Source organism: Alteribacter aurantiacus DSM 18675 (assembly GCF_000429705.1).
Classification (GTDB): Bacteria; Bacillota; Bacilli; order Bacillales; family Salisediminibacteriaceae; genus Alteribacter; species Alteribacter aurantiacus.
In genome coordinates, this window is sequence record NZ_KE386943.1 from 200,744 (window position 1) to 226,142 (window position 25,399).

The following is a 25,399-nucleotide window of genomic DNA, read 5'->3' on the forward strand; positions in this document are numbered from 1 at the left end:
AGAGAGATATTCCTACCACAAAGAGCAATAATTCTACCGCTAATCCGATTTTTTCTACCTTAAGAAGATAGAGAGCCCATGATCAGAAGCAGAATCCTACCCAAACGCCGCTTATTTCTACCGCAAAGAGAGATATTCCTACCACAAAGAGCAATAATTCTACCGATAATCCGATTTTTTCTACCTTAAGAAAAAAGAGCCTATGATCAGAAGCTGAATTCTACCTAAACGCCGCATATTTCTACCGTATAGAGAGATATTCCTACCACAAAGAGCAATAATTCTACCGCTAATCCGATTTTTTCTACCTTAAGAAGATAGAGAGCCCATGATCAGAAGCAGAATCCTACCCAAACGCCGCTTATTTCTACCGCAAAGAGAGATATTCCTACCACAAAAAGCAATAATCCTACCGATAATCCGATTTTTTCTACCTTAAGAAAAATACTGGCTTGTTTGTTTTCCCGCCCATCTGTCCTTCTCCGCACCAAAAATAAATAACCCCCGCACAAAGCGGGGGCTATCATTTTTAACTTTCTGTTCCGGCATCTTCTTCCGGGTTTGTTGCACGGTCGTCATCTGTTATGCTGTTGTCACCGACGTGACGTTCGAAGTAGTTTTCGGTCATTCGCTGTTCGTTGTCTGTTATTTCAATGTCGTGGCGAAAGAAGGCCATGAAAGAGAAGACCACCGCGAGGAACAGTAATGAACCGTATTTTTGCAGCCACTTGCTATTCATCGAACTGTCCCTCCTCGTCTTCGATTTCGTCCATGTCAAAATACGTTTGATCCTCTTCATCTTTTTCCGGATCGCTCGCCTTCCAGTTACCTCCACGACGAGGGTCAGACGTGCCGTACAAGAGTTGATTTTGTCTATCCAGAAGCATGGCTTGAATTCCGCCGAAGAACATGTCGCTGTCGTCTTGCTGAACGATCCAGCCGTCAATGTCCTCTCGTTCGTTGAGACGCTCTTCCAAGTCGAGCTGCCACTCTTCAGGGAATTTGTAATCCACAAAGATGCCGATTTCACCGGTTCGATCAATACGATCGTCGAAGTGGAAGCGTGGTTGTTCGACGGCGGCCTTCAATCCGTAATCGAAAATTTCTTTATGAATAAGCGTCTGAGCGAGCATGTTCGGAATTCGGGCTCCCCCTGGGGATCCAATTCCCAAGATGCCTTTTTCTTCACTTACGAGAATGGTTGGTGCCATGAAGCTTCGCGGACGTTTACCTGGCTCGTATCGGTTGATCGATTCTGGTGCCTGGTTAAAGTTGCTCAGCTGATCATTTAAGAAGAATCCTCCATAATACTGACCAGATCCAAAGAAGTTGCTGAGCGTATGTGTAACGGAAATCATCCGGCCTTCTTTATCCACAATAACGAAGTGACTGGTGTTGTTGTGATTGTTCGTCATGGCCGGTGAGTCGTCTTCCATTTGATCAGAAACTGCCGATTCATCAAGGGCATCAGCCGCAAGTTCTTGGGCGTATTCATCAGATGTGAGTCGGTTCAAGTTCTCCATAAATGGGTTTTCCCACTGGTTCCCTTGATTGAAGTCTGGATCGGCAATGAACTGTAAGCGATCGTTGTAGGCTTCAATTTGAATGCGAGACAAAAGCTCCGTATACGTGAGGTACCACAATTCGTCGTCATCTTCTTGTTCTTTAACCTCTTCCAAATCCAAGTACTCAGCCGCTTGAAGAATCTGAATGAGCGTTGGACCTGCGAGAGGGGCAGGAGCGCTATACACGCTGTACCCTTGAAATGTTCCTGTTGCAGCCTCCGGTTGTTTGACTTGATACTGCTGAAAATCGGCAACCGTAAGTCCCGGATATCGCTGTTCCATAGCAGGTGCGAGAACGTCTAAAAAGTACTGGCGAGGACCCATGTCTTGAATGGATCGAAGGGTTTCGGCCAGTTCTTCTTGTACGAGCAATTCTCCGCTTGGGATGGTCTCGGCCCCTTCATAAAAATGCGGGATCTCAGATGGATCCATTCGGTACTGGGCGTGATGAAGACGGCCTGATAAATACCGGTCCACTTCAAACCCGTTTTGCGCCACTTCAACAGCGGGTTCGATCAATTCAGCAAAGCTTAAGTTGCCCGACGCGTAATTGTCATACATTGTGCTCATCCCGATCAAGAAGCCTGGCACTCCGAAATTGCTTCCATACTGTTCAGCGGTCGGCACATTGTACGGAGCTGTTTCCCTGTAATCCAAGTATTGAGGAGTACCACCGAGTTGCGGGTCGTAATATAGAAGGGATCCGCCTCCCCCGATACCCGATCCGTACGGTTCAACGACGTTGAGCATAAAAGAAACGGCAATAAAGGCGTCGGCTGCATTTCCTCCTTCTTGAAGAATCTTCATTCCAGCGTCAACCGCAAAGGGGTGGGCCGCACTTACCCCGTAAGACTCGGTCCCTTCTGCAATGTCTTCTTCCGGAATGCCTTCATCTTCTTGCAGGCCTTGGTCTTGCGTAAATTCGATTTCATTAAATCCGGTTATCAAAAAAATGACAATCAAAATTGTTCCGATGATGTTTGTGGCAAGGCGTAGCCGCATCCTTGTTCACTCCTTTCTTTTACGCTTCGTCGCTTCCACCGATCTCAAGGTACAGCTTGCCGTCTTCACGCCACGTATTTGCGTTAGTATCCAACTCTTTTGTGAGCGTACGGAAAATGCGTTGCTGCTGGATCGTTCCAAATGGCTCTGTTGCAGGAAGGGGGGTTGCTTCACGAATCATCATCGGTGAAAAGACGAATTGCTTTCGCCCGTCTTCAAAAAGATGAAATTGTGTAATGAGCGCATCGGAAGTTCGTGACCACCCTTGATCGGAAATGAAATTACCGACACTGTACAAAATGAGACTGTCTTCATAGATTTCCATTGGGCTAATTACGTGCGAATAGTGACCTACGATGAGATCAGCTCCTAAATCCACCAAGTAATGCCCCAAGTCTCGTTGTCTTGAAAACACGCGGTTGTTGAAGTTTTCTCCCCAGTGAGCGTGAACAATGACAAAGTCAGCTTGCTCTTCGGCCTGACGAACGGCTTCGTACACATCCGCTAAGCGACGAGTCGTTAAAACACCTGAGCGGTCTTGGTCCACCGCATGGTTTGGTGCATACACATCTGTGAATCCCACCGTGGCGATGGTGTAGCCGTTGATTTCTTGAATGTCCGGCGTAATCGCTTGCTCGGTGTTTACACCTGCACCTACGTAGCTGATTTCATTTTCGTACAAATCAAAAACGTTGAGGGTGTTTCGAAAGCCGAGATAACGATAGTCAAACTGATTGTTATTGGCCAAAGAGACATTCGTAAACCCATGATTGATAAGCGATTCCACACTTTCATATGTTGTGCGAAACGTTACAGGCTTGTTTTCATTTTCCGTAATGTTATCAAGGGTGTCTTGGTTCTTGTTTTCCATGGCGCTTGCAGGCATGTCGATAATGGTTTGCTTGAAGTTGCCGCTCACATAATCGGAGGCGTCAAAGTAAGGCTTGGCAAAAGTAAACAATCCATCAAAGCCCTTATGCTTGATTACGTCTTCCACGTATCGCCCAAGCATCACATCCCCCACTACGGTTCCAGTGACGAGGGCGTCTTCCTCACTCTGTACTTCAGGAACTTTAGCAAAACTCACGACTTGACCGAGCCCAATTAAAAGAACCAAAGCGATGAGAAAGACCAGTGCATGTTTGTCCGCTTTTTCTTTATGCTTTTTTGTTAGTGCAAGAAGCTTTTCTTTTTTTGTTAAATATCGTTTCGTTTGCATCGCTTAACCGCCTTAAAACATGTAGTAGATGGTCATTACCAAAAATGTTAGTCCACTAAGAACCATCGTACTTGTGACAGTTATGTAGACTCCTTGCTTTTCAAATGAGTTGGCAATTAATCCTGGTACAATAACCCCGATCCCTCGGAGTTCATAGATTTCGAATGGAAAAACCGGATAAAAGAAATCAAACGCGAGCTTCATGACAACTCCGGTTAAGAGCATGGCCGCGAACTTTCGCCTGCCATACAAAATCGTGAACCTTGAAAACACATGGACCACGAGGAAATAAATCGCACAGCTAATGAAGAAGATGGACATAAGGAAAAAGGGTTGATCGTAAATCAACGCCAAGTACCCGGGAACGATAATTCCCGCCGGCAAGGCCCCTGCTTTTTCCGCATAAATCAAACTAAGTACAATCCCTACAACTAATGTGATGTATAAATCGGCACCAAACATAGGATGCCACCTCCTTACTTAAGATGCGTGCTCTTCGTGGTGCTCGGATTGAATTCGTTCAACAAGAGGCTCGGCAGCACCATGGATGTTCCCTACGCCGAAGATGGACGTGCGTTGTGTAATCTTTTGTAGCTCGTTATAAATCTCGTCTGTTGAAGCCCCTTCCAAACTGATAAAATGCTCCGCTTCAATGGTGCCGTCACGGTAAGCTTGTTCGATTGGTGACGTCAGATCTCCAATGACGACGAGTGTTCCAATATCGAGGTTCGGTAACACGTCCCTTGCAAATTGCTCAGTACGGTCCACACGGTCTTTACGGCAGTTCATGATCACAATCGGATGCTCAGAGGGAAATCCAAGCTCTTTAACACGCTTCCATATGTTTAATGTAGAAGAAGCATCGTTTGCCGCGAATCCGTTGAAAAAATAAGAGGGTTTTTCCGGGTCTCCCGTTTTTAAGATTCTCATAGCACCCGGGTCTGGAGGGGCGTTAAGCATGCCTTTAAGAGCTGTTTCTCGGTCGATATCCATCGCTTCTGCCACAGCCAATGGAAGAGCGGCGTTATCCGGAAACATCATATAATCAAATTTTCTCAAGTAATCTTCTGAAACCGTTGACGTATCCGCCACAATCACTTTCGTATTTCGCTTTGCGGCAATCTCCTTAAAGAAGTCTTGATAAGGCCCGTCATTAACAATGAGGTGTCCATCGAAAGGAATCGTTGCAGTAAAAGATTGAGCGACGTCATCGATGGTCGGACCTAGCACATCCATATGGTCTTCCAATACATTTACGATCACGCCTATGTTGCCTTGTAACATAATATTTTGAAAAACTTTCTGGTAGTCCGGATTTACAGCCATGCACTCACTGACGAGCACTTCTGTTTTTTGCTCAGATACACTTTTCATTACTTTCAATTGTTCACGAATGTTTGGCCCTTCTGGATCTCTGACGATGGGATCTTCCCTATCGTTGTAAATCATACGTGCTTGCGTTCCCGTGGTTTTCCCGATCGTCTTGTAGCCTGCCTCCATCATGATTCCGGTTATGAGGCGTGTGACCGTTGATTTTCCACGAACGCCGTTTATATTAATCCGGACCGGTATGCTATCCACATTACGTTGGTGGCGCTTTCGTTCCCATACGCCAAAGACGAACAAGAGTACACATGATAGTGGAATTAATAACATGGTTTTGTCCTCCCGCTTCATGATTCCAATCGATTTTTGAGTAGTATGTCCCGAAAATAACGTTCCCATTTGAAGATTGGAATGTTTTCTCTCTATCTAGTATGGATTTTTCTTATTCGTTCACTCTTTTTTATGCGTATTACGTATTAACAATTATTTCTTAATACTATTTATGGAAAAGAATAATGGAGGTTTTTTAAATAAATAAGGAGGGTTGAAAGGGTCATAGGACCTGTTTTCTGTGACAATCCGTCCTATATTTCCGCGGTTTTCTTTGTTAATATTACAAACTTTACAGATGGTTTAACGTTCTATATCGAATAATCAAAAACTATTGTAGGACGATAAAAGCTTTTGTATAGTTACACATGTGCAAGACAGGGAGAAAAAACATTATAGAAAAATACATATCAAAGAGAGTTAAGGGAGAGGAAAAGAATGAAAAAGGTTGTATTAAGTGTAGCGTTAGCAGGTGGGGTATTTTTAGCACCACAGGTGGCTGACGCCGCTCTAGGAGATCAAACATTACGAGAAGGTATGAATCACGGGGATGTAACAGAATTGCAAGATTGGTTACGTTCAGAGGGACACTTCACATTCCACACATCTACAGGATATTTCGGCTCTATCACTCGTCAAGCGGTTCGCGACTTCCAGCGTGACGCAGGGATTTCTGCTGATGGGATTGCAGGGCCACAAACATTCAACGCGATGGGTGTAAATGGGGGAAGCAGTTCTTCAGGTTCCACTGTAAGCTCAGGTTCTGGAGATTGGATTACATTTAACGGTACTCTTCGCTCTGGTTCACGTGGAGCAAGTGTTTCCGCTCTTCAAGACGCACTGAATTCTCTTGGATACAGTGCTGGTAACCAAGGTATTTTCGGCCCGGCGACAGAGTCGGCTGTTCGCAGCTTCCAGCGTGACTCAGGAATTGGCGTTGACGGAATTGCTGGACCACAAACCTACAGTGCCTTAAATAATGAGACTGTCGTAAAATCCGGAAGTACTGGTAATTCTTCAAGTGGATCTGCTACAACAGGGTCAAGCACGGTAGAAAACATTATTTCAACTGCTAAAAGTTTGGAAGGTACACCTTATGTATGGGGTGGCACAAGCCCGTCCGGTTTTGACTGCAGTGGTTTCTTACAATATTCATTCGCTCAACATGGAAAGAGCATTCCTCGTACAGTAGCTTCCATCCATGATGCTGCTACTTCCGTATCTAATCCACAGCGCGGGGACATCGTATTCTTTGAAACGTATACGTCAGGTCCATCTCACGCAGGAATTTACCTTGGAAACGGCAAGTTCATCCACGCTGGTTCATCTACTGGAGTAACCATTGCAGATGTAGACAGCTCTTACTGGGGTCCTCGCTACTTGGGAGCAGGACGTCTGTAAGCCAAGCAATTTTTAAGCGCATATGATAACTCTTTACCCAAAACAGTTGATACGTAAACACGATTTAGTATAGACGCCTGTGAATGAGACAGGCGTCTCTTTATTTAATCAAGAGTTGTCATTTTTTGGTTTCAGAGGTGAGATTTAACAATTCTTTCAGGTGCGTGGCCACTAGTCATACGTTCGTCCTAGAACAAATTACGGACATGCGCCAAAATATTTGCTAATGTTACAAATTTTACAGACTAATTAACATTATATATCGAATGATGGGATACTATTGTCGGATGTGAAAAGGTCTTGTATAGTTACTATTGTGCAACACAGGGAGATTAAACCAATAAATTAAACATAAAGAATTAAGGGGAGATTAAAAGATGAAGAAGGTTGTATTAAGTGTAGCAGTAGCCGGCGGCGTTTTCTTGGCTCCGCAAGCAGCAGACGCAGCATTAGGGGATCAGACATTAAGAGCAGGAATGAGTCACGGGGATGTAACAGAATTACAGGACTTCTTACGTTCTGAAGGGCACTTCAATTTCCACACTTCAACAGGTTACTTCGGATCAATTACAAGAGACGCAGTACGTTCTTTCCAAAGAGACGCAGGAATTGCTGCTGATGGTATCGCAGGACCACAGACGTTCAACGCTATGAACGTGAATGGTAGCACCAACAGTTCTTCTTCCAACTCTGGATCAGCTTCAGTATCATCTTCATCCGGTGATTGGGTATCCTTTAACGGAACTCTTCGCCAAGGTTCAAGAGGCGCTAGTGTACGTAACCTACAAGATGCCTTAAACTCTGTTGGTCATAGTGCAGGATCTGCTGATGGCGTATTCGGACCTCAAACAGCAAATGCCGTAAGAAGCTTCCAACGTTCAGCTGGAATTGCTGCTGATGGAATTGCTGGGCCACAAACGTATCGTGCCCTTAATGGAAATACGGTTGTTAAATCAGCAAGCACAAGCCGCTCAAGCAACTCAACTGCTACATCTTCAAATAGCAGCAGCACTGCTCAAAGCGTAATCTCTACAGCAAGAAGCGTACAAGGTGCTCCATATGTATGGGGTGGGACAAGCCCATCTGGTTTTGATTGCAGCGGATTCATTCAATATAGCTTCTCTCAAAATGGTAAAAGTGTACCTAGAACGGTTTCCCAAATGTGGAGCTCTAGCACTCGCGTATCCAATCCACAGGCTGGAGACATTGTCTTCTTTGAAACACGCACAGGTCCTTCTCACGCAGGAATTTACTTAGGTAACGGGCAGTTTATCCACTCTGGATCTTCTACTGGTGTTGCCGTAGCAAGCATGAGCAATTCTTACTGGAGCCAACGCTACTTAGGTGCAGGACGCTTCTAAATCTAACTCTAAATAACTGTTGCAGCTTACTTACACAAACCTACTCTTCTAATTAATCTACCCTAACACTATTGCTTTAAACATATAATCATTACTTTTTTATTGGCGCCCGTGAATGAGACGGGCGCCTTTAATTATGGGAGAAGAAAAGAAAAAGGCAGGTTAGACCTTCTCATTTCTTGCTACTATAATAGACGATTCAATTGGTAAAAAGGTTTCACTTTACTTTAAATTAAATACACATTTGTTTTCTCCACGCGGACAAACAAAAATGAGAGCCGCATGATGGCTCTCATTTTTGTTAGCTACCCTATTAGTTTAATCGTTTCGCTCCTAGGTAACGCTGGCTCCAATAACTGTTGCTTAAGCTTGTAATCGTGATTCCTGTAGAAGACCCACTGTGGATGAATTGATTGTTTCCAATATAAATGCCGTTGTGAGAAGGTCCTTTTGTGTAGGTTTCAAAAAAGACGATGTCTCCCACTTGAGGTTTTGCAACACTTTTTCCAAAATTGTATTGTTGAGCTGCGGTACGAGGAACCGTGACCCCATTTTGTTTAAACACATATTGGATGAACCCACTACAGTCAAACCCTGTAGGTGAAGCCCCGCCCCATACGTAAGGGGTGCCTAGGAAGTTTGATGCGTCAGCAACAAGGTTCATCACATTAAAGCTTCCTCTTGATGGTTGAGGTGAGCTATTTTGCGCACTTTTCCTATGTATTTCGGCTACTTCATTCAACTTTTGAATTGTAGCTTTCGTCGCGATGCCATCTGCAGTTAGATTCCATTGCTGTTGGAACTTCCGAACGGACTCTTTTGTAATTGATCCAAAATATCCTGTTGGTTGAACATTGAATAAACCTAATGTTCTCAGCTGATTTTGTAGTTCTGTAACGGCCGCCCCTTCAGATCCCACGATTAAAGTACCACTGGTTGAGGATGTATTCCCGTTTGAGGGTGTACTTCCACTTGAGCTTCCCGTGTTTTGAGAAGAACCCGTCCAATTTTCAAGAGCCCTAAACGTTTGAGGACCGGCGATCCCGTCTGCGGAAATGCCGGCAGCTCTTTGAAAATCCAGGACTGCTTGGCGCGTAATGGGACCGTATGTTGTCGTAATGGAATAGGTATAGAATCCTTTTGCTTTTAGTTGTTCTTGCAAGCGGCTTACGTTTGCACCCGTGTCGTTCAACCTTAAGATCGTGTTTTGCGGGATGTTATTATTTGATGAACTCGTTTCTTTTGCCGGGGGTTGTTCTGGGCTATAGCTTTTACCGTTACCGCTGTTTAAATGTCTGATTGTTTGCGGACCGGCGATGCCATCTACCAGTAAGCGATTTGCTTCTTGATATTTTCGCACAGCGTCCCTTGTACTTGCTTGAAAGCTCCCGTTCGCCGATGCTGTAAAATAACCAAGGTCCTTCAGTTTTTCCTGAAGCAGCTTTACAGCGTCGCCGGACGACCCTTGCCGAAGCAAATGGTTATCGGGGATGGCAGTGGCTCTTGGTTTTTCAATCGCTTGTCCCGAGCTGGATGTGTTCCCTAGTGCTCCGAATGTTTGTGGACCCGCGACGCCATCTACTTTAAGTCCATTGGCTAGTTGAAATTCTCTAACGGCTTGTCGGGTTACTTCACCGTAAAAGCCTGTCGCCGTATGATAGGTGAAGAATCCCTTTTCTTTAAGGGTCTCCTGTAATACTTTTACGTCACTGTTATTCATACCAAAGTGAAGGGTTCGTTCTCCAAAAGATGCTTCAGTAGCTGATGGGGCTGCAAAGATCATTCCCGCTACAGCCATTGACGCAGTAACCATTGTTTTTCTCGACGACAACACTGACATTATGACACCGCTCCCTCTTTTAAGATCGTTTAAAGTATAAAATTTGGCTAATTTTGGATTAATTTATAATATTTAATTTTACTCCTAACAAACAGGAGATTCAATAAGTATTGTGAACAATAGAAAACAACCGAATTTAGGTCCAACAATAGATGGGTCTTTTTTGCTTCTTATAGAAAATGTGAAAAGAGAGGTTTATTAGACAAGTCCTATGGTTAAGGGGTTTTATGAGGCTTGACGTTCGCATTTTCGTTCGTATTTTTGTTCGTTTTTTTGCTTTCAAATTTAGGACTTTTCCATTATATAAACAAACAAAGGCGCAATCGTCTTGGTCATTCACGAGTGCCAAGCCTTCGAGGCATTTGAGGTAGCTGACCCAGATTGAGGAGCTGCTTTTTGCTTTATCATGATGGAATAAGATGACCCCGTACTCGCAGGTGCTGGAGCTAGACGAAAAAATCTAATTTCTACACAACAAAAAAGACCAGGGTGGTTGAGGCCCTGGCCTTTTTCACGTTCCATATATTTATCTTCAATTAAGGGGGAATTGGGAGAGAATATAGGGTGAACGTGAGTTACAAGTGTTATTCACAGTAAGGGTTTGTTATCTTGCCCCGAGTGAGCGAGGAGGGTTAGGCCTCAGGACACTCAGGGACTTATATTATAGAGAGTTAGGGTTGTGTTGTTTTTAAGGGTTAGTGTAATGCTAGGTGGGTTAAGCCCAGATTACATGTCTTCGTCTTGATCTTCTTCCATGTCATCTTCCATGTCAAACTCATCGTCTTCCATGCCGTCATCTTCCATGTCAGCATCTTCTTCATAGTCATCTTCCATACCGTCATCTTCCATGCCGTCGTCTTCCATGTCAGCATCTTCTTCGATTCCAGTGTCGTCGCCCATGTCGTCTTCCATACCTGGGTCTTGCTCAGCGTCTCCACATGCTGCGAGAACTCCTACAGTTAGTACTCCTGATAATACTGAAAGCATTAGCTTTTTCTTCATGATTGAAATCCTCCTAGTTGTACCATGCTATGATGGTTATTGTTTTAGTTAGTGGGATGTTAGCGAGATCCCTATTGAAATTGACGTCGTGTTTCTTGACGCCAGGTGACGCTGTGTTTCAACGTCGACATCATCATAACGCGAGAAAAAAACAGTCGCAAGAGATCTTGCAAGTTTTTTGCACATTTTGAGATTTTACCAAAATGCTTTTTCTCGTTAAAAGATGCAGGGGGAATTCCCCCACACCTTGGAAATACTGCTACAAAGGCTTAATAATCACCTTCATCATCCATACCGCCGTCGTCTTCCATGCCTGGGTCATCTTGCATCGGATCATCTTCCACGTCTCCGCATGCTGCAAGGACCCCGATTGATAGTACACCGGCTAAAAGAGAAAGTAATACCTTCTTTTTCATGATTCGTCCCTCCTTCTTATGTTGTAGTGGTCATGTAGTAGGTCTATACGAATTTGGGTTATGGGGTTACTTTCCCCGGTATAGCATGTTTGAGGTTAGGCGTCGCCATCCATATCGTCATTCATGTCATCTTCCATCTCCATGTTTGTATCGTCTTCCATTCCAGGGTCGTCCACATCGTCTCCGCATGCTGCGAGTACGCTTAAGGACATTGCCCCTGCCAACACGGATAGAAACAGTTTCTTTTTCATCACGATATACCTCCTCGAAGAATTAAATGAACGTTAACGTTGCTTCATTTATTTCAACCTGATCATTTCAGGTAGTTCTTCAGTCTATAGTTTAAACTAAAAGTTGATTATTCATCCATCTCGTCATCTTCATCCATATCATCGTCCATGTCGTCATCCATACCGTCATCTTCCATACCATCGTCTTCTAAATCGTCGTCCATTCCGTCATCTTCCATGCCATCGTCTTCCATGTCATCGTCCATTCCGTCATCTTCCATGCCTGGATCATCATTCATATCCGTATCGTCCGTGTCATCTCCACATGCTCCTAAAACTCCTACTGCTAAAACTCCTGAAAGTACTGATAACATTAATTTCTTCTTCATTATGAATTCCTCCTCAAATTTTTAAAACATGATTTTTTCTGTGTATGTCCTGATGTATGAGTCATTTAGCTGACCATCTTATCTACTTCTTTTAAGACCATTTTTTTGCTTCTTTTCACTGGATCTGACTGTCAGCTATTCAACACTTAAGTGCTGATGTTCAAATGGCTTTTTCTCGGCTAATCATCCTCCTATATTTAAAGGTGATTATAGAATGTGACGGCAACTATTTTGTTAGTTGCGTTTCAGTGATTCTACTCGAGATATATCACCGTTCGTCCTTTCCGAAACGTAAAAAGGCACTTTTCACACATATTCACACATTTTATTAGCAGGATCCCATGATTCAGTGAGGGGTCTGTCCCCGCACAATTTTATGGGATGTTATAGGATTTCACCAACCAGAGCTTGGTTTGTAGTATCTAGTCGTCGTTTTGTGTTGTGTCAATAAGGTTTATGAAATGTTACGGGGACAGACCCCCGAACTTTAACGAATGGGCTTGTGTTAATTAAACGTTTGATTAATGTGGGGAGATGTGACAAAGAAAAAGAGGATGAAGCAAAAGGTGTGTTTATTCACCTTTGCCCCATCCTCTATTGGAGGTAGCTTTATTCTTGTTTGTCCCCAAGGGCAAACATCATTTCCATTTCTGCAACCGTCTCGCCGTCAACAGTGGCAACGGCTTTGCCTTTCCCGATGCTTCCTCTTAAGCGTGTCATTTCAACTTCCAAACGAAGCTGGTCACCAGGCGTCACTTGTCCTTTAAATCGGCATTTGTCGATGCCTGCAAAAAAGGCGAGGCGTCCTTTGTTTTCTTCTTTTTTCAAGATGGCTACAGCACCTACTTGCGCGAGTGCTTCAACGATTAGAACACCGGGCATCACGGGATATTGCGGGAAGTGGCCGTTAAAAAATTCTTCATTCGCGGTTACATTTTTAATTCCAATGGCCCGCTTTCCTTCTTCTACTTCAAGAATGCGATCAACGAGTAAGAATGGATAACGATGGGGGATGATTTCTTTAATTTGTTCTGTATTAAGCATAAATTAGTACCTCCTCATAGGTGTTGGTTTTAATTTGATATGTACAGTTTATCTTTTTTCGAGTAGTTTGTAAAAGTGGCTTTGTATTCCTTTAACTTTGAGTCATCGACACACCTTCTCTTAGAACGTTATCGTTTCCGTTCATTGTCAGTATTTCTATTCCTTTTTAGGCTGAAAGGTGTTTGGATTAACGGTTTGGATTAGAGTTTTAGCGGCTTTAGGGGATGGATTTACATGAAGGGTGGCTTATTTAACGGCTAGGCAGTTCGTATTTACCGTTTCCGCCGACTTTTTAACGGCTTAGATGTATTCTACTCCCCCTGCCCCGAAAAGCCTCAATAAAAAAATCCCCTCACATGCGTTCGCATAGAGGGGGAAGGTTATTCTTCTGTGCCGTATATAATATCAACAATATGATACCACGTATCTCTTTCAAAGACGTCCACCGGGTTACCGTCGCCTACAACACCATAGCCAATCATTGCACCTGCTACCAGGCTAATGAACAAGAAGAGAACCACTAGGATGATACGAAGCCAGATAGGGATTAACCGGATCCGGCCGGGTTTCTTCTTGGAATATTTTTCTTCCTGTTTCCGGGCTTTTTCCTGTTCTTCGGCCTCGTGTTTTTGCTTTCTTATTTCTTCACGAGTAGTTGGTTGTGTTTCGTTCTCTTTGGTCATGAATAAACTCCTTGTTTACAATGGTTCTTCTCTAGTCATTGTAGCTTTAACGGATGTTGTTTACAAGCCCCATCATTTCATCAGTAATGGAGATGGCTCTTGTATTGAACTGATACCCACGCTGGATTTGAAGCATGTCATTCATCTCTTTTGCCATATCGACATTGGACATTTCCAACGCCCTTTGCATCAGAACCTGACTACCTGCCGCCTCTTCCAGTACATCATCTATCGTAAGCTCAAGTTCCTCCATGTTTGGGAACACAAGGGTGTTTCCACCTGTGCTTTCGAGGAGTTGCGGCTTAGTTATGTTGACGATCTGAAGTTGTCCTGCGTTAACGACTGTATTTTGCCCATCGTTTAATGTGACGTTAATGTTGCCTGACTCGCTAATATTCAAGTCATTGAAGTTGCTCGGTATAGCTATGGGTTGTCCGTCAACAGATCGTACATACTCTCCCGATCGATTTACGAGGTAATTCTCCAAAGCATTGTTCGGGTTAGGTGACAAGTAAAATGCGCCATCACGGGTGAATTGTCGTTGCCCGTCTTCGCCTATCAACTCAAAGAAAAAGCCAGGCTCAGTCATAGCTATGTCCAGATCACGCCCCGTTTGGGAAAGGGATCCTTGTTCAAATCGAACTGCTGTTTGTGCAACAGCTCCTCCTGTCCCAACTCGAAGGCCATTGTGCGTTTGTCTCCCTGTTTCGTGTTGGAGAGAGGATTGATTGTTCACTTGCTGAAATAAAAGGTCGGAAAAGCTTACGTCTCTTCTTTTATAACCGGTTGTGTTCATGTTAGCCAAATTGTTTCCCGTAGTGTCCATCTTGTGTTGAAGTTGTCCTAGCGTTACCGCTGACGTGATTAATGCCTGATTCACCGTGTGGTCACCTCACTTTTATTATCCAATTCTCCCGATATCATTAACCGCTCGTTCCATGCTTTTATCATAGGATTGGAGCATTCGTTGATTAGCTTCAAACGAACGAAGCGTCGCCATCATATCCGTCATGGTTTGGGCTGCATCTACGTTTGATCGTTCAACAAACCCTTGCTGAATCTGATAATCGGCGTCTTCATTGCCAAGAGCTGTCACCACGCCTTGTTCCCCGTCATAACGGAGAAGTCCGTTTCCTTCTTTCACGAGCTGAGCGGAATCAGGAACGACTGCTATGTTTAGTTGGGCAAGAGGATCCTGGTCTGGTTGAACGAAGATTTGTCCTTCGCCATTCACCGAGAACGTCTCGTTCCCTACGTTGATTCGATTTCCAGCCCCATCAAGAAGGTAGTTTCCTTGTGAAGTGGTTAAAAATCCTTCTCCGTCGACGGTGAGGTTGCCATTTCGTGTATACCGGACTGCTCCTTCATCGGATTCTACCGTGAAAAATAGAGTAGCCGCTTGTCCTGTTTCTTCATCAACAGGAACCCTCCCTTGAAGAAGAGCCAAATCCGTTGCGTTCCCGGTCTCTTGCACATCCCCTTGGGTAAAATTCTGCGTACGCTCCTGCATATAAACACCTGTTGCAAGCTCCCCCACATGATTGGACCCGTATCGCTTTGCATGGTCGGTGCCTGTGGCTTGGATGAGCATCTTCGGGAACGTCCGCAATGACCCTTGGTCCGCTTTATACCCTGGTGTGTTGGCATTGGCTAAATTGTCCGTTAACATTTCTTGACGGCGCTGTTGTGCAATCATGGCTGATGCCGTCGTGTAAAGTCCTCTTAGCATCTTTTACACCTCTATTTATTAAAATCTCGTCTCTGATCCGTTCTATGCTTTAATCCCTCGTTTGGCAAGGCGGTCCAAGTTTTCCAACAGCTTTCCTGTTCCGTTAACTACACAGTTCATTGGTTCCTCAGCCACAAATACAGGCACCTTCAGCTCATCTGCCAAAAGCTCGTCCAACCCGTGAAGGTAGGCTCCTCCTCCGGTGAGAATAACCCCTCGATCAATAATATCTGCTGAAAGTTCAGGTGGTGTTTGCTCAAGTACTGTTTTCGACGCTTGAACGATATGATATATAGATTCTTCAAGAGATTCGCTTACTTCTTTTGATGTAACCGTGATCGTCCGCGGCAGTCCGCTCACCATGTCACGTCCGCGAATGTCGATCTCAGCATCTCGACCACCAGGTGATACGGTTCCCACTTCAAACTTGATTCTCTCAGCGGTACGTTCTCCAATGAGAAGCTTGTACTTCTTTTTTATATAATTTAATATGTCATGATCAAATTTGTCTCCTGCAACTTTAATAGAAGAAGCGGTAACAATGTCACCCATGGAAAGAACAGCAACGTCTGTTGTCCCTCCACCAATATCAACAACCATGTTTCCGTAAGGCTGATAAATATCCATACCGGCGCCGATTGCAGCTACCTTTGGCTCTTCTTCGATAAAGATGGATTTTCCTCCGCTTTTTTCAGCGGCTTCGCGAATCGCTTTTTGCTCAACTGATGTAATGTTAGTTGGACAGCAAATCAAGATTCTTGGTTTTGAGAAAAAATTACGAACCTTTATTTTGTCCAAGAAGTGCTTCAGCATGGATTCAGTCATGTCAAAATCAGCGATAACGCCATCCTTCATAGGGCGGAGCGCCACGATATTCCCTGGCGTACGTCCGACCATTCGGAAAGCTTCATCACCTACTGCCAACACTCTCTTTGTGTTTGTATCAATGGCCACCACGGATGGTTCATTAAGAACAATCCCACGGCCTTTTACGTGAATAAGTACATTTGCTGTACCGAGATCTATTCCGATATCCCTACCAAACATTTCATTTTTCCTCCCTAAAGCTAGTAAATCTTGCCTCTTTATATTCCGTTCATTGTAGATAAAGTATCCAATGTTTAATTTTATCACAATCTGTCAGAATATAGTGGGAGCATATGAAAAAAATGTACAAAAACCCTCAAAAAGGAGTATTGTGAAACGAAGTCCTAGTCTCACGAGAGGCCTTTTTATATGGATGCAGCTTTTGTTACGCCGTTACGATAGGGATAGCGGATTAGTCGCGGTTTCTTCGCCTCTTCCTCCCCTGTTTCTCATGAGCGGGTTCCGAGGCTCTCAACCCTTTGAATGTTTAAGGGGGGTGAGGAGTTTACGCTTTTGTTTCAGCCATTTTCTTTCCTGTTTGAGTCTTCTTGTACTTCACTTTTGTTGCTTCTCCTCCGCGAAGGTGACGAATGGATTTATGGTACTCGAGAATTTCTTTCACTTCATTCGCCAATTCTTGGTTGATTTCAGGCAAACGCTCGGTCAGATCTTTATGAACCGTGCTTTTGGAAACGCCGAATTCCTTTGCAATGGTTCGTACTGTCTTTCTCGTCTCGACGATGTACCTACCGATCTTGATTGTCCTCTCTTTGATGTAATCGTGCACACCTCTCGCCTCCCTAATGTTTCTAGGTCCAAAAAGACGGAGAAAAAGACAGCCACCCTTAGATGTGAATTTCTCTGCTGATGGTGGTTGCGTTCCCAAGTTCCAAACAGGTTGCCTGTCAGCACTCGCTATCTCTCTGAACGACCTTGTCAATGTGGTAAGGTTTGTTAAATTTTATTAACGAGCTTGCTTAGATATGCACAAAAATCACAGAAGAGGCAAAATCCTTGTTCAATCAACCCACTTTTCACGATTTACACAATTGTTCGGGGGTAATTGTTCGGGGGTCAGACCCCATAGCCGTCAAGTTAAGCAAACGTGGCGGCTTCTTTCGGTTTTCTCTCTTGTTGGCCATTCACTCATATCTTTTCACATGACAAAGAAGCTACCTTTCGCTTAGTTGGTGTTAGTGAATCCCTATAATCTATGTAACTGTCACAGACAATCTGACTTTGACCATGTGATTAGGTGTAGCCGGAATGTTTGAAGACTCCTGCGGCAGTAGGAGCCAGGAGAGACCCCGCAAGGGCTTTGCCCGAGGAGGCTCGCCGGCACCGCCGCGGAAAGCGAAGAACATTCCGGCTACACCTTTCTTTAACTGATTTACTTTACGCAATTCCATAAGTTGATGGCTATGATGTCCCCATATAGGAGCGAAAGCCATCGACGTAAGCAACGAGCGTTTGCTTGGCCTACAAGAAAAAACCAACAGCTCCCGGACGCGGTGGGAGCTGTTGGTTGGGTGTCACATGGGATTTGTGACTTTTTAATGAGTATTGAAGGTACTCATTTGTGTATTCTTTGATAGGTTTAGTTGGAATTAAACGTTACTTACTGTGTTGGCACTATGGAAAGCTTTGTATTTTTCATTATTTCTTGGTGCTTCATTTGCTTATTACAGTTTGATTCGTTTTTACCTGTGTACCAATGTTATGGTTGAAGCTTTTGAGTGTCTGAGGAAGAATCATCTTCATCGTCTACTTCGACTTCTACATCAAGTTCAGGAATCTCTTCACTACCTGGCTCTTGTGATGCTTGCTCTTCGTTCACTTCAGGAAGAGAAGCAATTGGCTGTTCCATATACTCAAGTGGGTTAACTGGAACACCGTCTTTGCGGATTTCAAAGTGTAGATGAACACCAGCGTCACTGTTGTAAAGGTTACGGCCGGCTCTTGCCATTACGTCACCTTGTTTCACTGTTTGTCCTGCTTCTACCAGTACACCTTCAAGGCTTTGGTAGATGGAAAGGATGTCATCATCATGCTCTACATGAACCACGTGACCGAACAACGCATCTTCTTCCGCTTTTACAACTGTACCACTCATAGCAGCAGTTACATCAAAGCTTTCTCCGTTTTCAGAGGCAAAGTCGACACCTTTATTTTGGTAGTAGTAATTATTGTACTGAATTAAGGCATCTACTTGCTCATCGACTGAAGACTCGTAATCATAAAAACTTCCGACAACACTGACTTCATTTTCATCAAGGACCGGCATTTCGAACACTTCGTTCTGAACGGATACAGGTGTAGCTTCCTCATCGTCTCCAGGTTGTACAATGTCAAACTCGGAGTCTTGGGTTGGATCTTGAGACAGATCTTCACTTGTAGATGTTAGCCAGATAAAACCTGTAATTACGACTGCAGCAAGCGTTAAGTAAAGAGCCGGCATGGTATAGCGTTTTTTCATTAGGCGTTTAATATTCGCCTTGAGTTGTTCCACTTTGGAACCTTGTTTTTCTTCATGATTCATTTGATCATCACCTCAGCAACCATTCTGATCAAATTGCGAATCGTTTATACATTTCACAAAAAAAATTTTCTAAACTTTTTGTGAAATTCGGGATTTGTAGGGTAAAACAGCCATTTATTAGCCCCTCTGATAATTGTAATCGGACTTACACAAGGCCCTTTAATACAAAAAATTGTCGGGGGTCAGACCCCCGACAATTATTGGTTACTTGCGACGTAGCCGCCTAAGATCGTGTCGGCGTTGGTAATTTCTACGTCTTTATAGTAGTGGTGGATGATGTCTTTGTAGGTTTTCCCTTCTTTGGCCATCCCATCAGCACCAAATTGGCTCATCCCTACCCCGTGTCCCCACCCTTTTGTGGTCACGTGAATGTCATTTCCTTGTCGCTGGATTGAAAAGTCGCTCGAATCTAATCCTAGGGCATCCCGGATTTCTCGTCCAGTGAACTCTGAGCTACCCACACGAACCTTGCCCACTCTTCCGCCTGTGGTTCTTTCAACAATAGAGCCTACTTGGTCGCCACTCACACTTACCCCGAGAGCTGCTTCGAATTCAGACACAGTGAAGGTCTGCTCCCCATTAAACCTCGGGGACTCTTTATCCCATGGGCTTTCAACACTCCGTAAATATGGAATCTCATTTTCCCAATACTCTTCTGAGTTCTCCGTATACCCGTTACTAGTGGAAAAGAAGGTGGCTGTGATTGGATTCCCTTGATACGTAATCACTTCACCTTTGGTCGCTGCCACTGCCGCTTTAATTTTTTCCATCATCTCTTCGTAGTAATCACCGTGTCGTTCTTTAAGCTGCTCTTCATCTTGGTACACTTGGTGCATCACCGTATCGGTTACATCGGCACCATCAGGCAAACTCGCATCTCCCGGATTCGTTAAATGTCTGATAATATAGGTTCTCGCGGTCAAGGCTTGTGCTTTTAAAGCCTCCTCTTCATACGACGCCGGCATTTCCGACGCAACCACTCCAGCTACATATCGTTCAAAATCCACTTCTTCAATGGTTTCCGTTTGAGAGCGAAAAACCGAAACCGTCAGTTCCCCTTCCAAATCCTCAACTGTTTCCTCAAGGGAAACTTGATCCATTGAAGTCATGACTTCTTCTGTTGCTTGTTCATTCTGACCTCCTGAATGCCAAACAACAAGCAAGGAAGGAATCACCAAAATGATTCCCATTAGGATTATCCCCACTATGACTACGTGCTTCATTCTCCACACTCCCCGTCCATTCTGACCCTATCCTAAACCGAGAAAGTTGTAGAATCATGCTGTCTACCTCTTTCTGGCTTCTGATAAATACCTATGTTTTCTTAGTACTAGTTAGAACAGAGAGTCAGAATTTTATACTAGAGTATTTGAATTTAATAGATTAGCTAGATTTGTTTAAAGGTGTATAGGGCACCGTTTCTTTCATGAGACTAACACTAGCAAATGGTGATGTACGGCTTTTTTGGCCTCAACTCTTTTACAATGACACAGTATGTAATTGTCCGTTCATCCCTTCTAAAAATGATGTCGATTCAAGGCGCGAGAAACTCAGCAAATAAAGAGTTCTTCACGACGTTTAGTGGCGCGTAAACCATGGTGAGGGGGCTCATTTGACCAGATTCGTGTGCCATTTAAACAGGTTGGGACCCCTTTTAACAGGTTCATGTTCTATTTAAACAGGTTCGCGCTCCTTTTAAACAGGTTAGCCCCTGTCAGCACCTTCTACCTGCTTCGCCCCTCGCCCCCCAAAAAAGACGCAAAAAAAGACCCCAGCACCTCACAGTGCTCGGGGTCATTCAATATAAATAATAATTTCTTATGCAAAGTTCGGATCCATTTTTAATGGAGCCGGTGCTTCAAGGTTTTCCAGTTCGTTTTCTTGTGCTTCGTAAATACGTTCTACGTCAGCGCCAAGAGCTTTTAGTTTACCGGCAAAGTCCACATATCCTCTGTCGATGTGCTTGAGCTCAGTTACTCTTGTGTAACCATCTGCTACAAGACCAGCAACAACTAAGGCAGCACCTGCACGTAGGTCAGTTGCAGATACTTCTGCTCCCTGAAGTTCGTTAGGTCCAGATACGATAGCTGCGCGACCTTCAATTTTGATGTTACCGTTCATACGACGGAACTCCTCAACGTGCATGAAGCGGTTTTCAAATACCGTTTCCGTAATCACGCTGGTTCCTTCAGCACGGAGCAACAAAGCCATCATTTGGGCTTGCATGTCCGTTGGGAAGCCAGGGTGAGGCATCGTTTTTAGGTCACAACTCTTGAGCGTTTCAGGTCCAATCACACGGATCCCGTCACTCTCTTCGATGATGATAACACCCATTTCATTTAACTTGGAAATTAGTGGGCGCAAGTGCTCAGGCTCAACATTTTCAAGAAGGACGTTCCCTTTTGAAATGGCAGCAGCGACCATGAACGTACCCGCTTCGATACGGTCAGGAATGATCGTGTGCTCAGCGCCTGTAAGCTCTTTTACACCTTCAATACGGATCGTGCCCGTTCCTGCTCCGCGAACTTTTGCTCCCATGGAGTTTAAGTACGTTGCAAGACAAACAATTTCCGGCTCTTCTGCTGCGTTTTCAATGATCGTTGTACCTTCAGCCATTGTAGCAGCCATCATGATGTTTTCTGTAGCGCCAACACTTGGGAAGTCCAGATAAATCTTGTTTCCGATGAGCTTATCTTCGACTTTCGCTTCGATAAAGCCGTTTCCGATTTCAACTTTTGCACCCATGGCTTCAAAGCCTTTTAAGTGCTGGTCAATTGGGCGAGATCCGATCGCACATCCACCTGGAAGTGCAATACGAGCATGACCAATTCTTGCAAGAAGTGGCCCCATAACCAAGAAAGATGCTCTCATTTTTCGTACGTATTCAAACGGTGCTTCCGTTTTTAGTGCTCTTGTAGCGTCCACGTCAATGGCGCCGTTTTCGTAATCAACATCAATGTTAAGGTTTCGTAAAACTTCGTTGATTGTGTATACATCAGCTAAAGCTGGAACATCATAAATCTTGCTCTTCCCTTTACTAGCGAGTATAGATGCTGCGATGACTGGCAACACGGCGTTTTTCGCACCTTCAATGCGAACTGTACCGCTTAACTGCCTACCACCGCGGACGATAATTTTTTCCAACGTATTCCCCTCCGCGTCCAGTTTCTATAGTTATTAATATTCAGCCGTAATTATTGGCGTGCCAATTGTGACGGTTGTTTCACCGCCCAATCCTTGTTCATTCTTCCTTAGCGCGATCTGTAAGTTCATCGGTTCGCCTTTCGTTTCAAGGTTTGACCCTAAAAAAGGGGCATATGCGGAAATTGAAACGAAAGATGGTTCTTCTAAAGATTCAACGACATTTGCGGAAAATGATTCTGTAATATCTAGTCCCCATTGTTCAACATCGGTTGTGTCACTCGAGGGTAATACGCCTTCTGCACGAACAAAAAATTCTGCATGGCTTAGCCATTCCGGTGATTGCACGTTTTCAAAAAGCATGGAAAACCCTTGATTGTCTTTGTGATAGACGGGGAGCATCGATGCATTATAAGTAAGATAAGTCCGGTAATCATCTTCTGCAACTCGTATAGTCGTCAAAGTGACTTTTTCCGTTACAGTTTGGTTAATATCCGTTCTTACACCTTCCCAAACTTCATTTTCACTTTCTTCCTCGACCTTTGCCCAATCGAACATACTCAGCTGCTCTTGATACTGCTGAACAAATTCTGCTAACGATCTCTTAGTCATCGTATGCGGGTCATTGTCTCTTGCATAAATATGCCAACGACTTGTACGAATGGCATGATCCGTCATTTTATCGTTCATTTGCTGTATTGTTTGCAATGGTGATTGTGCTTTTAAGTCTCTGTCCGAATTGTCATTTCCTTGAGCTACTCCGACCCACAACAGAAAAATCAAAACAAGACTCCCCAAGACGACCGTGTATCTCTCCATAGTGATCTCTCCCCCCGGACGTACGTTCTGCACGTTACTTCTTATTAGCATTGTTACCTCTAAGAAGGGGGACATACATGGAATTTAAAGCTAATACACGACAATTTTCGAGTACTTCTTGATTTGGTTTTCAGTGATGAATCTTAACGTAATCCTGATGTTAAAACAAGTGCTGTAACATCGTAGACCAGTTGAGATAGTTCAATAAAAAACTGCTGACCAAATGTGTAATGGCGATTGCAACCAAAATCACTAACGCTTTTGCTTTGGGTCCATCTGGGTCCGATACAAACAAGTCCCATTTAAACGTTTGTAATGCCCACCAAACCGTTACGAGCACTACAATATTCACAAAAAGGCTGACCAACGCTTGCTGACCAAACTGTTCCAAAACAAAACGACCTCCATCGCTATCGCCCATAGCTTTACATTTCGCTACGAAAGATTCCATACTTGAAGAATTCACATAAACGTGGTACCTTTTAACGTTACCAACTCGTCTATACAAAACTTCACAAGGACTATCTTAACGAAAATTCGGTGTAAATGCTATGGATTGTTTTACCTAAATTACACTTTTTTTCGCTAAAATTGCGGTTGTCATGGTTTGTTCATAATTGGATTGTGAAATGAGTGAATAAATAGCTTGTAGTATACTACATTACACTTGTAACAGGATTGTAAACTTCTAAAATGAAAATATCTGGTTTTTTCGCAAAAAACATCCTTTTTTTCCTCAAAAACCGCATTTACATTTCCTTACACACATCCCTTAACTTACATGTGTCAACGACCCACAAAAAAAGCCCTCTCTACAAGGCCCATAAAACATTGTCCGTAGAGAGGGCTCCTTTTCTGTCCGTTCGACAGAAAATGGTTATTTTTTTGCCTATTTTCGTTGAGAAAGGTGATCTTTTGATCGTTCTCTTCAATACTGGGTGGCTATCAAAGCCTACCTGCTCCTCGCGCAAGTTGCCAATACTCGTGACTGCCACCGGAGTCTTGGGCAATGCTGCTTCGATTTTTCTTTAACTTTTAAAACGCCATCCAATTCATGGATGTAAACAAGTTGATCAAAAGAAACGGAAGGAACCCTAGACCAATTGTAACGACGAGACTCACTGATACGACACTGGCCGTACTTACCGGAATACTCATTCTAGTTACCACGTCTTCATCGGGCTCTTTCATAAACATTTGGCTAATGATCCCAAAGTAATAAAAGAAGGAGACGACGCTCATGACGATCATCACCACTGCTAGCCAGAGAAGGCCTGCTGATATGGCTTGAAAGAAAATCCACGCTTTTCCGGTGAACCCTGCCGTAGCCGGTAGGCCTGCCAAGGAGATCAGAAAGGCGCTCATGGCAATGGCTAAGAAGGGAGACCGATGATACAACCCTCTGAAACTGAGAATGTCTTCTGAACCGGTCTTCTCCGTCACGAACGTGATGACCGCAAAAGCTCCAAGCGTCATCATCACATAGGCAATAGCATAAAAGAGCACCACACTCACCGTCATGTCTAGTGTCACAAAGGCGGCCACTGGCACAAGAAGGTATCCGGCCTGGGCAATCCCCGAATAAGCCATAAGGCGTTTGATATTATGCTGGTTTAGGGCTATGAGGTTACCAACAACCATGGTCACTGCTGCAACAATGGCGATGAGAAAGCCCCACTCTTCATAGATCCCTTCAAAACCTATGAAAAACACCCGGATGACAATGGCGAAAGCAGCTACCTTTGAAATGGCAGCCAGGAAAGCCGTGACCGGTGTAGGCGCTCCCTCGTAAACGTCAGGAGCCCACATGTGAAACGGAACAACGGAGATTTTAAACCCGAATCCTGCAATCATAAACAAGAGGCTCATCATGACCAAGTACGGGTATGCCTCAAACAAGGTCCCAATTTGCCCGCCAATGTCCACAAGGCTTGTTGTTCCCGTCAAACCATAGATAAACGACATACCGTATAAAATAAAGGCAGACGCCGTTCCTCCAAGGACTACATACTTAACGGCCGACTCTGTTGATTTTTTATGGTACTTCCTAAACCCGGCTAAACAGTAGGCGGAAATACTTAGGATTTCCAACCCGATAAACAGGGTAATTAAATCCAGAGAAGAAACCATCAACATCGCACCGAGAGTAGCGAAAAGCAAAAGCGAATAGAACTCTCCTTGATACATATCGGGGTGGCGATCAACATAATACATACTGATTCCGATGACGAGGGCGACGCCTACTAGAATGACGACCTTAAATGCTGTCGAAAAAGGATCGACCACGAACATATGACCGATGCTAGCCGTTTGCGCCCCATTCCAGCCAACCACAAGGGCCGCTGTTGTTAAAAGAGCAACGATACTCAACCTTCCGATGAACGGCTTTTTCCCCTTCACTCCAGTCATAAAGTCGATCGTAAAAATAAGTAAAGCAAATGCAGCCAACACGATCTCCGGGGTCATTAAAGACCAATTAGCATCAAATAAAAGCAT

General features: G+C 44.1%; 24 protein-coding genes. 2 read left to right on the forward strand and 22 right to left on the reverse strand.

What is annotated here, in order from left to right:
- Positions 1-529: 529 nt before the first annotated feature.
- From G476_RS0119420 to pgsB, 5 genes are read right to left on the reverse strand one after another with little or no spacing between them, the layout of a single operon-like run.
- Positions 530-739: a hypothetical protein gene (locus tag G476_RS0119420; protein WP_026691553.1), complete on the reverse strand. Its 210-nt coding sequence runs from the start codon at positions 737-739 to the stop codon at positions 530-532.
- Positions 732-2,567: a gamma-glutamyltransferase family protein gene (locus tag G476_RS22610; RefSeq protein WP_051314956.1), complete on the reverse strand. Its 1,836-nt coding sequence runs from the start codon at positions 2,565-2,567 to the stop codon at positions 732-734. Before G476_RS22610 ends, G476_RS0119420 begins: the two co-directional genes overlap by 8 nt.
- Positions 2,568-2,586: 19 nt before the next feature.
- Positions 2,587-3,786, reverse strand: coding sequence for a CapA family protein (locus G476_RS0119430; protein WP_026691554.1), 1,200 nt, complete (start codon positions 3,784-3,786; stop codon positions 2,587-2,589).
- 12 nt (positions 3,787-3,798) lie between these two features.
- Positions 3,799-4,248, reverse strand: a complete 450-nt coding sequence (pgsC, locus tag G476_RS0119435; RefSeq protein ID WP_026691555.1) for a poly-gamma-glutamate biosynthesis protein PgsC — start codon at positions 4,246-4,248, stop codon at positions 3,799-3,801.
- A gap of 18 nt (positions 4,249-4,266) precedes the next feature.
- The gene (pgsB, locus tag G476_RS0119440) at positions 4,267-5,442 is read right to left on the reverse strand and encodes a poly-gamma-glutamate synthase PgsB (protein ID WP_026691556.1); all 1,176 of its coding nucleotides are present in this window, start codon (positions 5,440-5,442) and stop codon (positions 4,267-4,269) included.
- 438 nt (positions 5,443-5,880) lie between these two features.
- Here pgsB and G476_RS0119445 point away from each other — a divergent pair, with 438 nt between their 5' ends.
- The gene (locus G476_RS0119445) at positions 5,881-6,843 is read left to right on the forward strand and encodes a C40 family peptidase (protein ID WP_026691557.1); all 963 of its coding nucleotides are present in this window, start codon (positions 5,881-5,883) and stop codon (positions 6,841-6,843) included.
- 377 nt (positions 6,844-7,220) lie between these two features.
- Positions 7,221-8,204, forward strand: coding sequence for a C40 family peptidase (locus G476_RS0119450; protein WP_026691558.1), 984 nt, complete (start codon positions 7,221-7,223; stop codon positions 8,202-8,204).
- 313 nt (positions 8,205-8,517) lie between these two features.
- On the opposite strand, the gene G476_RS24120 is transcribed toward G476_RS0119450, so the two are convergent.
- The 17 genes from G476_RS24120 to G476_RS0119535 form a co-directional block, all read right to left on the reverse strand.
- The gene (locus tag G476_RS24120; protein WP_026691559.1) at positions 8,518-10,044 is read right to left on the reverse strand and encodes a C40 family peptidase; all 1,527 of its coding nucleotides are present in this window, start codon (positions 10,042-10,044) and stop codon (positions 8,518-8,520) included.
- A gap of 726 nt (positions 10,045-10,770) precedes the next feature.
- Positions 10,771-11,046 (reverse strand): hypothetical protein, encoded by a 276-nt coding sequence (locus G476_RS22615; protein WP_051314957.1) that lies wholly within the window; start codon positions 11,044-11,046, stop codon positions 10,771-10,773.
- A 269-nt stretch (positions 11,047-11,315) separates the two neighbouring features.
- Complete coding sequence (locus G476_RS23855) at positions 11,316-11,462, reverse strand: hypothetical protein (RefSeq protein WP_169720902.1); 147 nt, start codon at positions 11,460-11,462, stop codon at positions 11,316-11,318.
- 95 nt (positions 11,463-11,557) lie between these two features.
- Positions 11,558-11,713 carry a hypothetical protein gene (locus G476_RS23860; RefSeq protein ID WP_169720903.1) on the reverse strand — a complete coding sequence of 52 codons (156 nt, stop codon included), beginning with the start codon at positions 11,711-11,713 and terminating at the stop codon, positions 11,558-11,560.
- 107 nt (positions 11,714-11,820) lie between these two features.
- Positions 11,821-12,081, reverse strand: coding sequence for a hypothetical protein (locus G476_RS0119475; RefSeq protein ID WP_026691560.1), 261 nt, complete (start codon positions 12,079-12,081; stop codon positions 11,821-11,823).
- A gap of 609 nt (positions 12,082-12,690) precedes the next feature.
- The gene (fabZ, locus tag G476_RS0119480; RefSeq protein ID WP_026691561.1) at positions 12,691-13,125 is read right to left on the reverse strand and encodes a 3-hydroxyacyl-ACP dehydratase FabZ; all 435 of its coding nucleotides are present in this window, start codon (positions 13,123-13,125) and stop codon (positions 12,691-12,693) included.
- A gap of 380 nt (positions 13,126-13,505) precedes the next feature.
- Positions 13,506-13,808, reverse strand: a complete 303-nt coding sequence (locus G476_RS0119485; protein ID WP_026691562.1) for a DNA-directed RNA polymerase subunit beta — start codon at positions 13,806-13,808, stop codon at positions 13,506-13,508.
- A 46-nt stretch (positions 13,809-13,854) separates the two neighbouring features.
- Positions 13,855-14,688 (reverse strand): flagellar hook-basal body protein, encoded by an 834-nt coding sequence (locus tag G476_RS0119490; protein ID WP_026691563.1) that lies wholly within the window; start codon positions 14,686-14,688, stop codon positions 13,855-13,857.
- Between the two features lie 21 nt (positions 14,689-14,709).
- Entirely contained in the window at positions 14,710-15,537 is an 828-nt protein-coding gene (locus G476_RS0119495) for a flagellar hook-basal body protein (protein ID WP_026691564.1), read from the reverse strand.
- 42 nt (positions 15,538-15,579) lie between these two features.
- The gene (gene mreB, locus G476_RS0119500) at positions 15,580-16,584 is read right to left on the reverse strand and encodes a rod shape-determining protein (protein WP_026691565.1); all 1,005 of its coding nucleotides are present in this window, start codon (positions 16,582-16,584) and stop codon (positions 15,580-15,582) included.
- A gap of 325 nt (positions 16,585-16,909) precedes the next feature.
- Entirely contained in the window at positions 16,910-17,191 is a 282-nt protein-coding gene (gene spoIIID / locus G476_RS0119505; protein WP_026691566.1) for a sporulation transcriptional regulator SpoIIID, read from the reverse strand.
- Between the two features lie 930 nt (positions 17,192-18,121).
- Positions 18,122-18,943 carry a stage II sporulation protein SpoIIQ gene (gene spoIIQ / locus G476_RS22620; protein ID WP_051314958.1) on the reverse strand — a complete coding sequence of 274 codons (822 nt, stop codon included), beginning with the start codon at positions 18,941-18,943 and terminating at the stop codon, positions 18,122-18,124.
- A gap of 197 nt (positions 18,944-19,140) precedes the next feature.
- Positions 19,141-20,166, reverse strand: a complete 1,026-nt coding sequence (gene spoIID, locus G476_RS0119515; protein ID WP_026691567.1) for a stage II sporulation protein D — start codon at positions 20,164-20,166, stop codon at positions 19,141-19,143.
- 595 nt (positions 20,167-20,761) lie between these two features.
- Positions 20,762-22,087, reverse strand: coding sequence for a UDP-N-acetylglucosamine 1-carboxyvinyltransferase (murA, locus tag G476_RS0119520; protein WP_026691568.1), 1,326 nt, complete (start codon positions 22,085-22,087; stop codon positions 20,762-20,764).
- A 33-nt stretch (positions 22,088-22,120) separates the two neighbouring features.
- Positions 22,121-22,903 (reverse strand): YwmB family TATA-box binding protein, encoded by a 783-nt coding sequence (locus tag G476_RS23065; RefSeq protein ID WP_026691569.1) that lies wholly within the window; start codon positions 22,901-22,903, stop codon positions 22,121-22,123.
- A gap of 160 nt (positions 22,904-23,063) precedes the next feature.
- On the reverse strand, positions 23,064-23,294 hold the full coding sequence (locus tag G476_RS0119530; RefSeq protein WP_026691570.1) for a DUF1146 family protein: 231 nt from the start codon (positions 23,292-23,294) through the stop codon (positions 23,064-23,066).
- Positions 23,295-23,938: 644 nt separating this feature from the next.
- Positions 23,939-25,399 carry an NADH-quinone oxidoreductase subunit N gene (locus G476_RS0119535; protein ID WP_026691571.1) on the reverse strand — a complete coding sequence of 487 codons (1,461 nt, stop codon included), beginning with the start codon at positions 25,397-25,399 and terminating at the stop codon, positions 23,939-23,941.

Coding starts and splice junctions, on each gene's coding strand:
- G476_RS0119420 (WP_026691553.1), bottom strand. CDS start 739: ATGAATAGCAAGTGGCTGCAAAAATACGGTTCATTACTGTTCCTCGCG.
- G476_RS22610 (WP_051314956.1), bottom strand. CDS start 2,567: ATGCGGCTACGCCTTGCCACAAACATCATCGGAACAATTTTGATTGTC.
- G476_RS0119430 (WP_026691554.1), bottom strand. CDS start 3,786: ATGCAAACGAAACGATATTTAACAAAAAAAGAAAAGCTTCTTGCACTA.
- pgsC (WP_026691555.1), bottom strand. CDS start 4,248: ATGTTTGGTGCCGATTTATACATCACATTAGTTGTAGGGATTGTACTT.
- pgsB (WP_026691556.1), bottom strand. CDS start 5,442: ATGTTATTAATTCCACTATCATGTGTACTCTTGTTCGTCTTTGGCGTA.
- G476_RS0119445 (WP_026691557.1), top strand. CDS start 5,881: ATGAAAAAGGTTGTATTAAGTGTAGCGTTAGCAGGTGGGGTATTTTTA.
- G476_RS0119450 (WP_026691558.1), top strand. CDS start 7,221: ATGAAGAAGGTTGTATTAAGTGTAGCAGTAGCCGGCGGCGTTTTCTTG.
- G476_RS24120 (WP_026691559.1), bottom strand. CDS start 10,044: ATGTCAGTGTTGTCGTCGAGAAAAACAATGGTTACTGCGTCAATGGCT.
- G476_RS22615 (WP_051314957.1), bottom strand. CDS start 11,046: ATGAAGAAAAAGCTAATGCTTTCAGTATTATCAGGAGTACTAACTGTA.
- G476_RS23855 (WP_169720902.1), bottom strand. CDS start 11,462: ATGAAAAAGAAGGTATTACTTTCTCTTTTAGCCGGTGTACTATCAATC.
- G476_RS23860 (WP_169720903.1), bottom strand. CDS start 11,713: ATGAAAAAGAAACTGTTTCTATCCGTGTTGGCAGGGGCAATGTCCTTA.
- G476_RS0119475 (WP_026691560.1), bottom strand. CDS start 12,081: ATGAAGAAGAAATTAATGTTATCAGTACTTTCAGGAGTTTTAGCAGTA.
- fabZ (WP_026691561.1), bottom strand. CDS start 13,125: ATGCTTAATACAGAACAAATTAAAGAAATCATCCCCCATCGTTATCCA.
- G476_RS0119485 (WP_026691562.1), bottom strand. CDS start 13,808: ATGACCAAAGAGAACGAAACACAACCAACTACTCGTGAAGAAATAAGA.
- G476_RS0119495 (WP_026691564.1), bottom strand. CDS start 15,537: ATGCTAAGAGGACTTTACACGACGGCATCAGCCATGATTGCACAACAG.
- mreB (WP_026691565.1), bottom strand. CDS start 16,584: ATGTTTGGTAGGGATATCGGAATAGATCTCGGTACAGCAAATGTACTT.
- spoIIQ (WP_051314958.1), bottom strand. CDS start 18,943: ATGAATCATGAAGAAAAACAAGGTTCCAAAGTGGAACAACTCAAGGCG.
- spoIID (WP_026691567.1), bottom strand. CDS start 20,166: ATGAAGCACGTAGTCATAGTGGGGATAATCCTAATGGGAATCATTTTG.
- G476_RS23065 (WP_026691569.1), bottom strand. CDS start 22,903: ATGGAGAGATACACGGTCGTCTTGGGGAGTCTTGTTTTGATTTTTCTG.
- G476_RS0119535 (WP_026691571.1), bottom strand. CDS start 25,399: ATGCTTTTATTTGATGCTAATTGGTCTTTAATGACCCCGGAGATCGTG.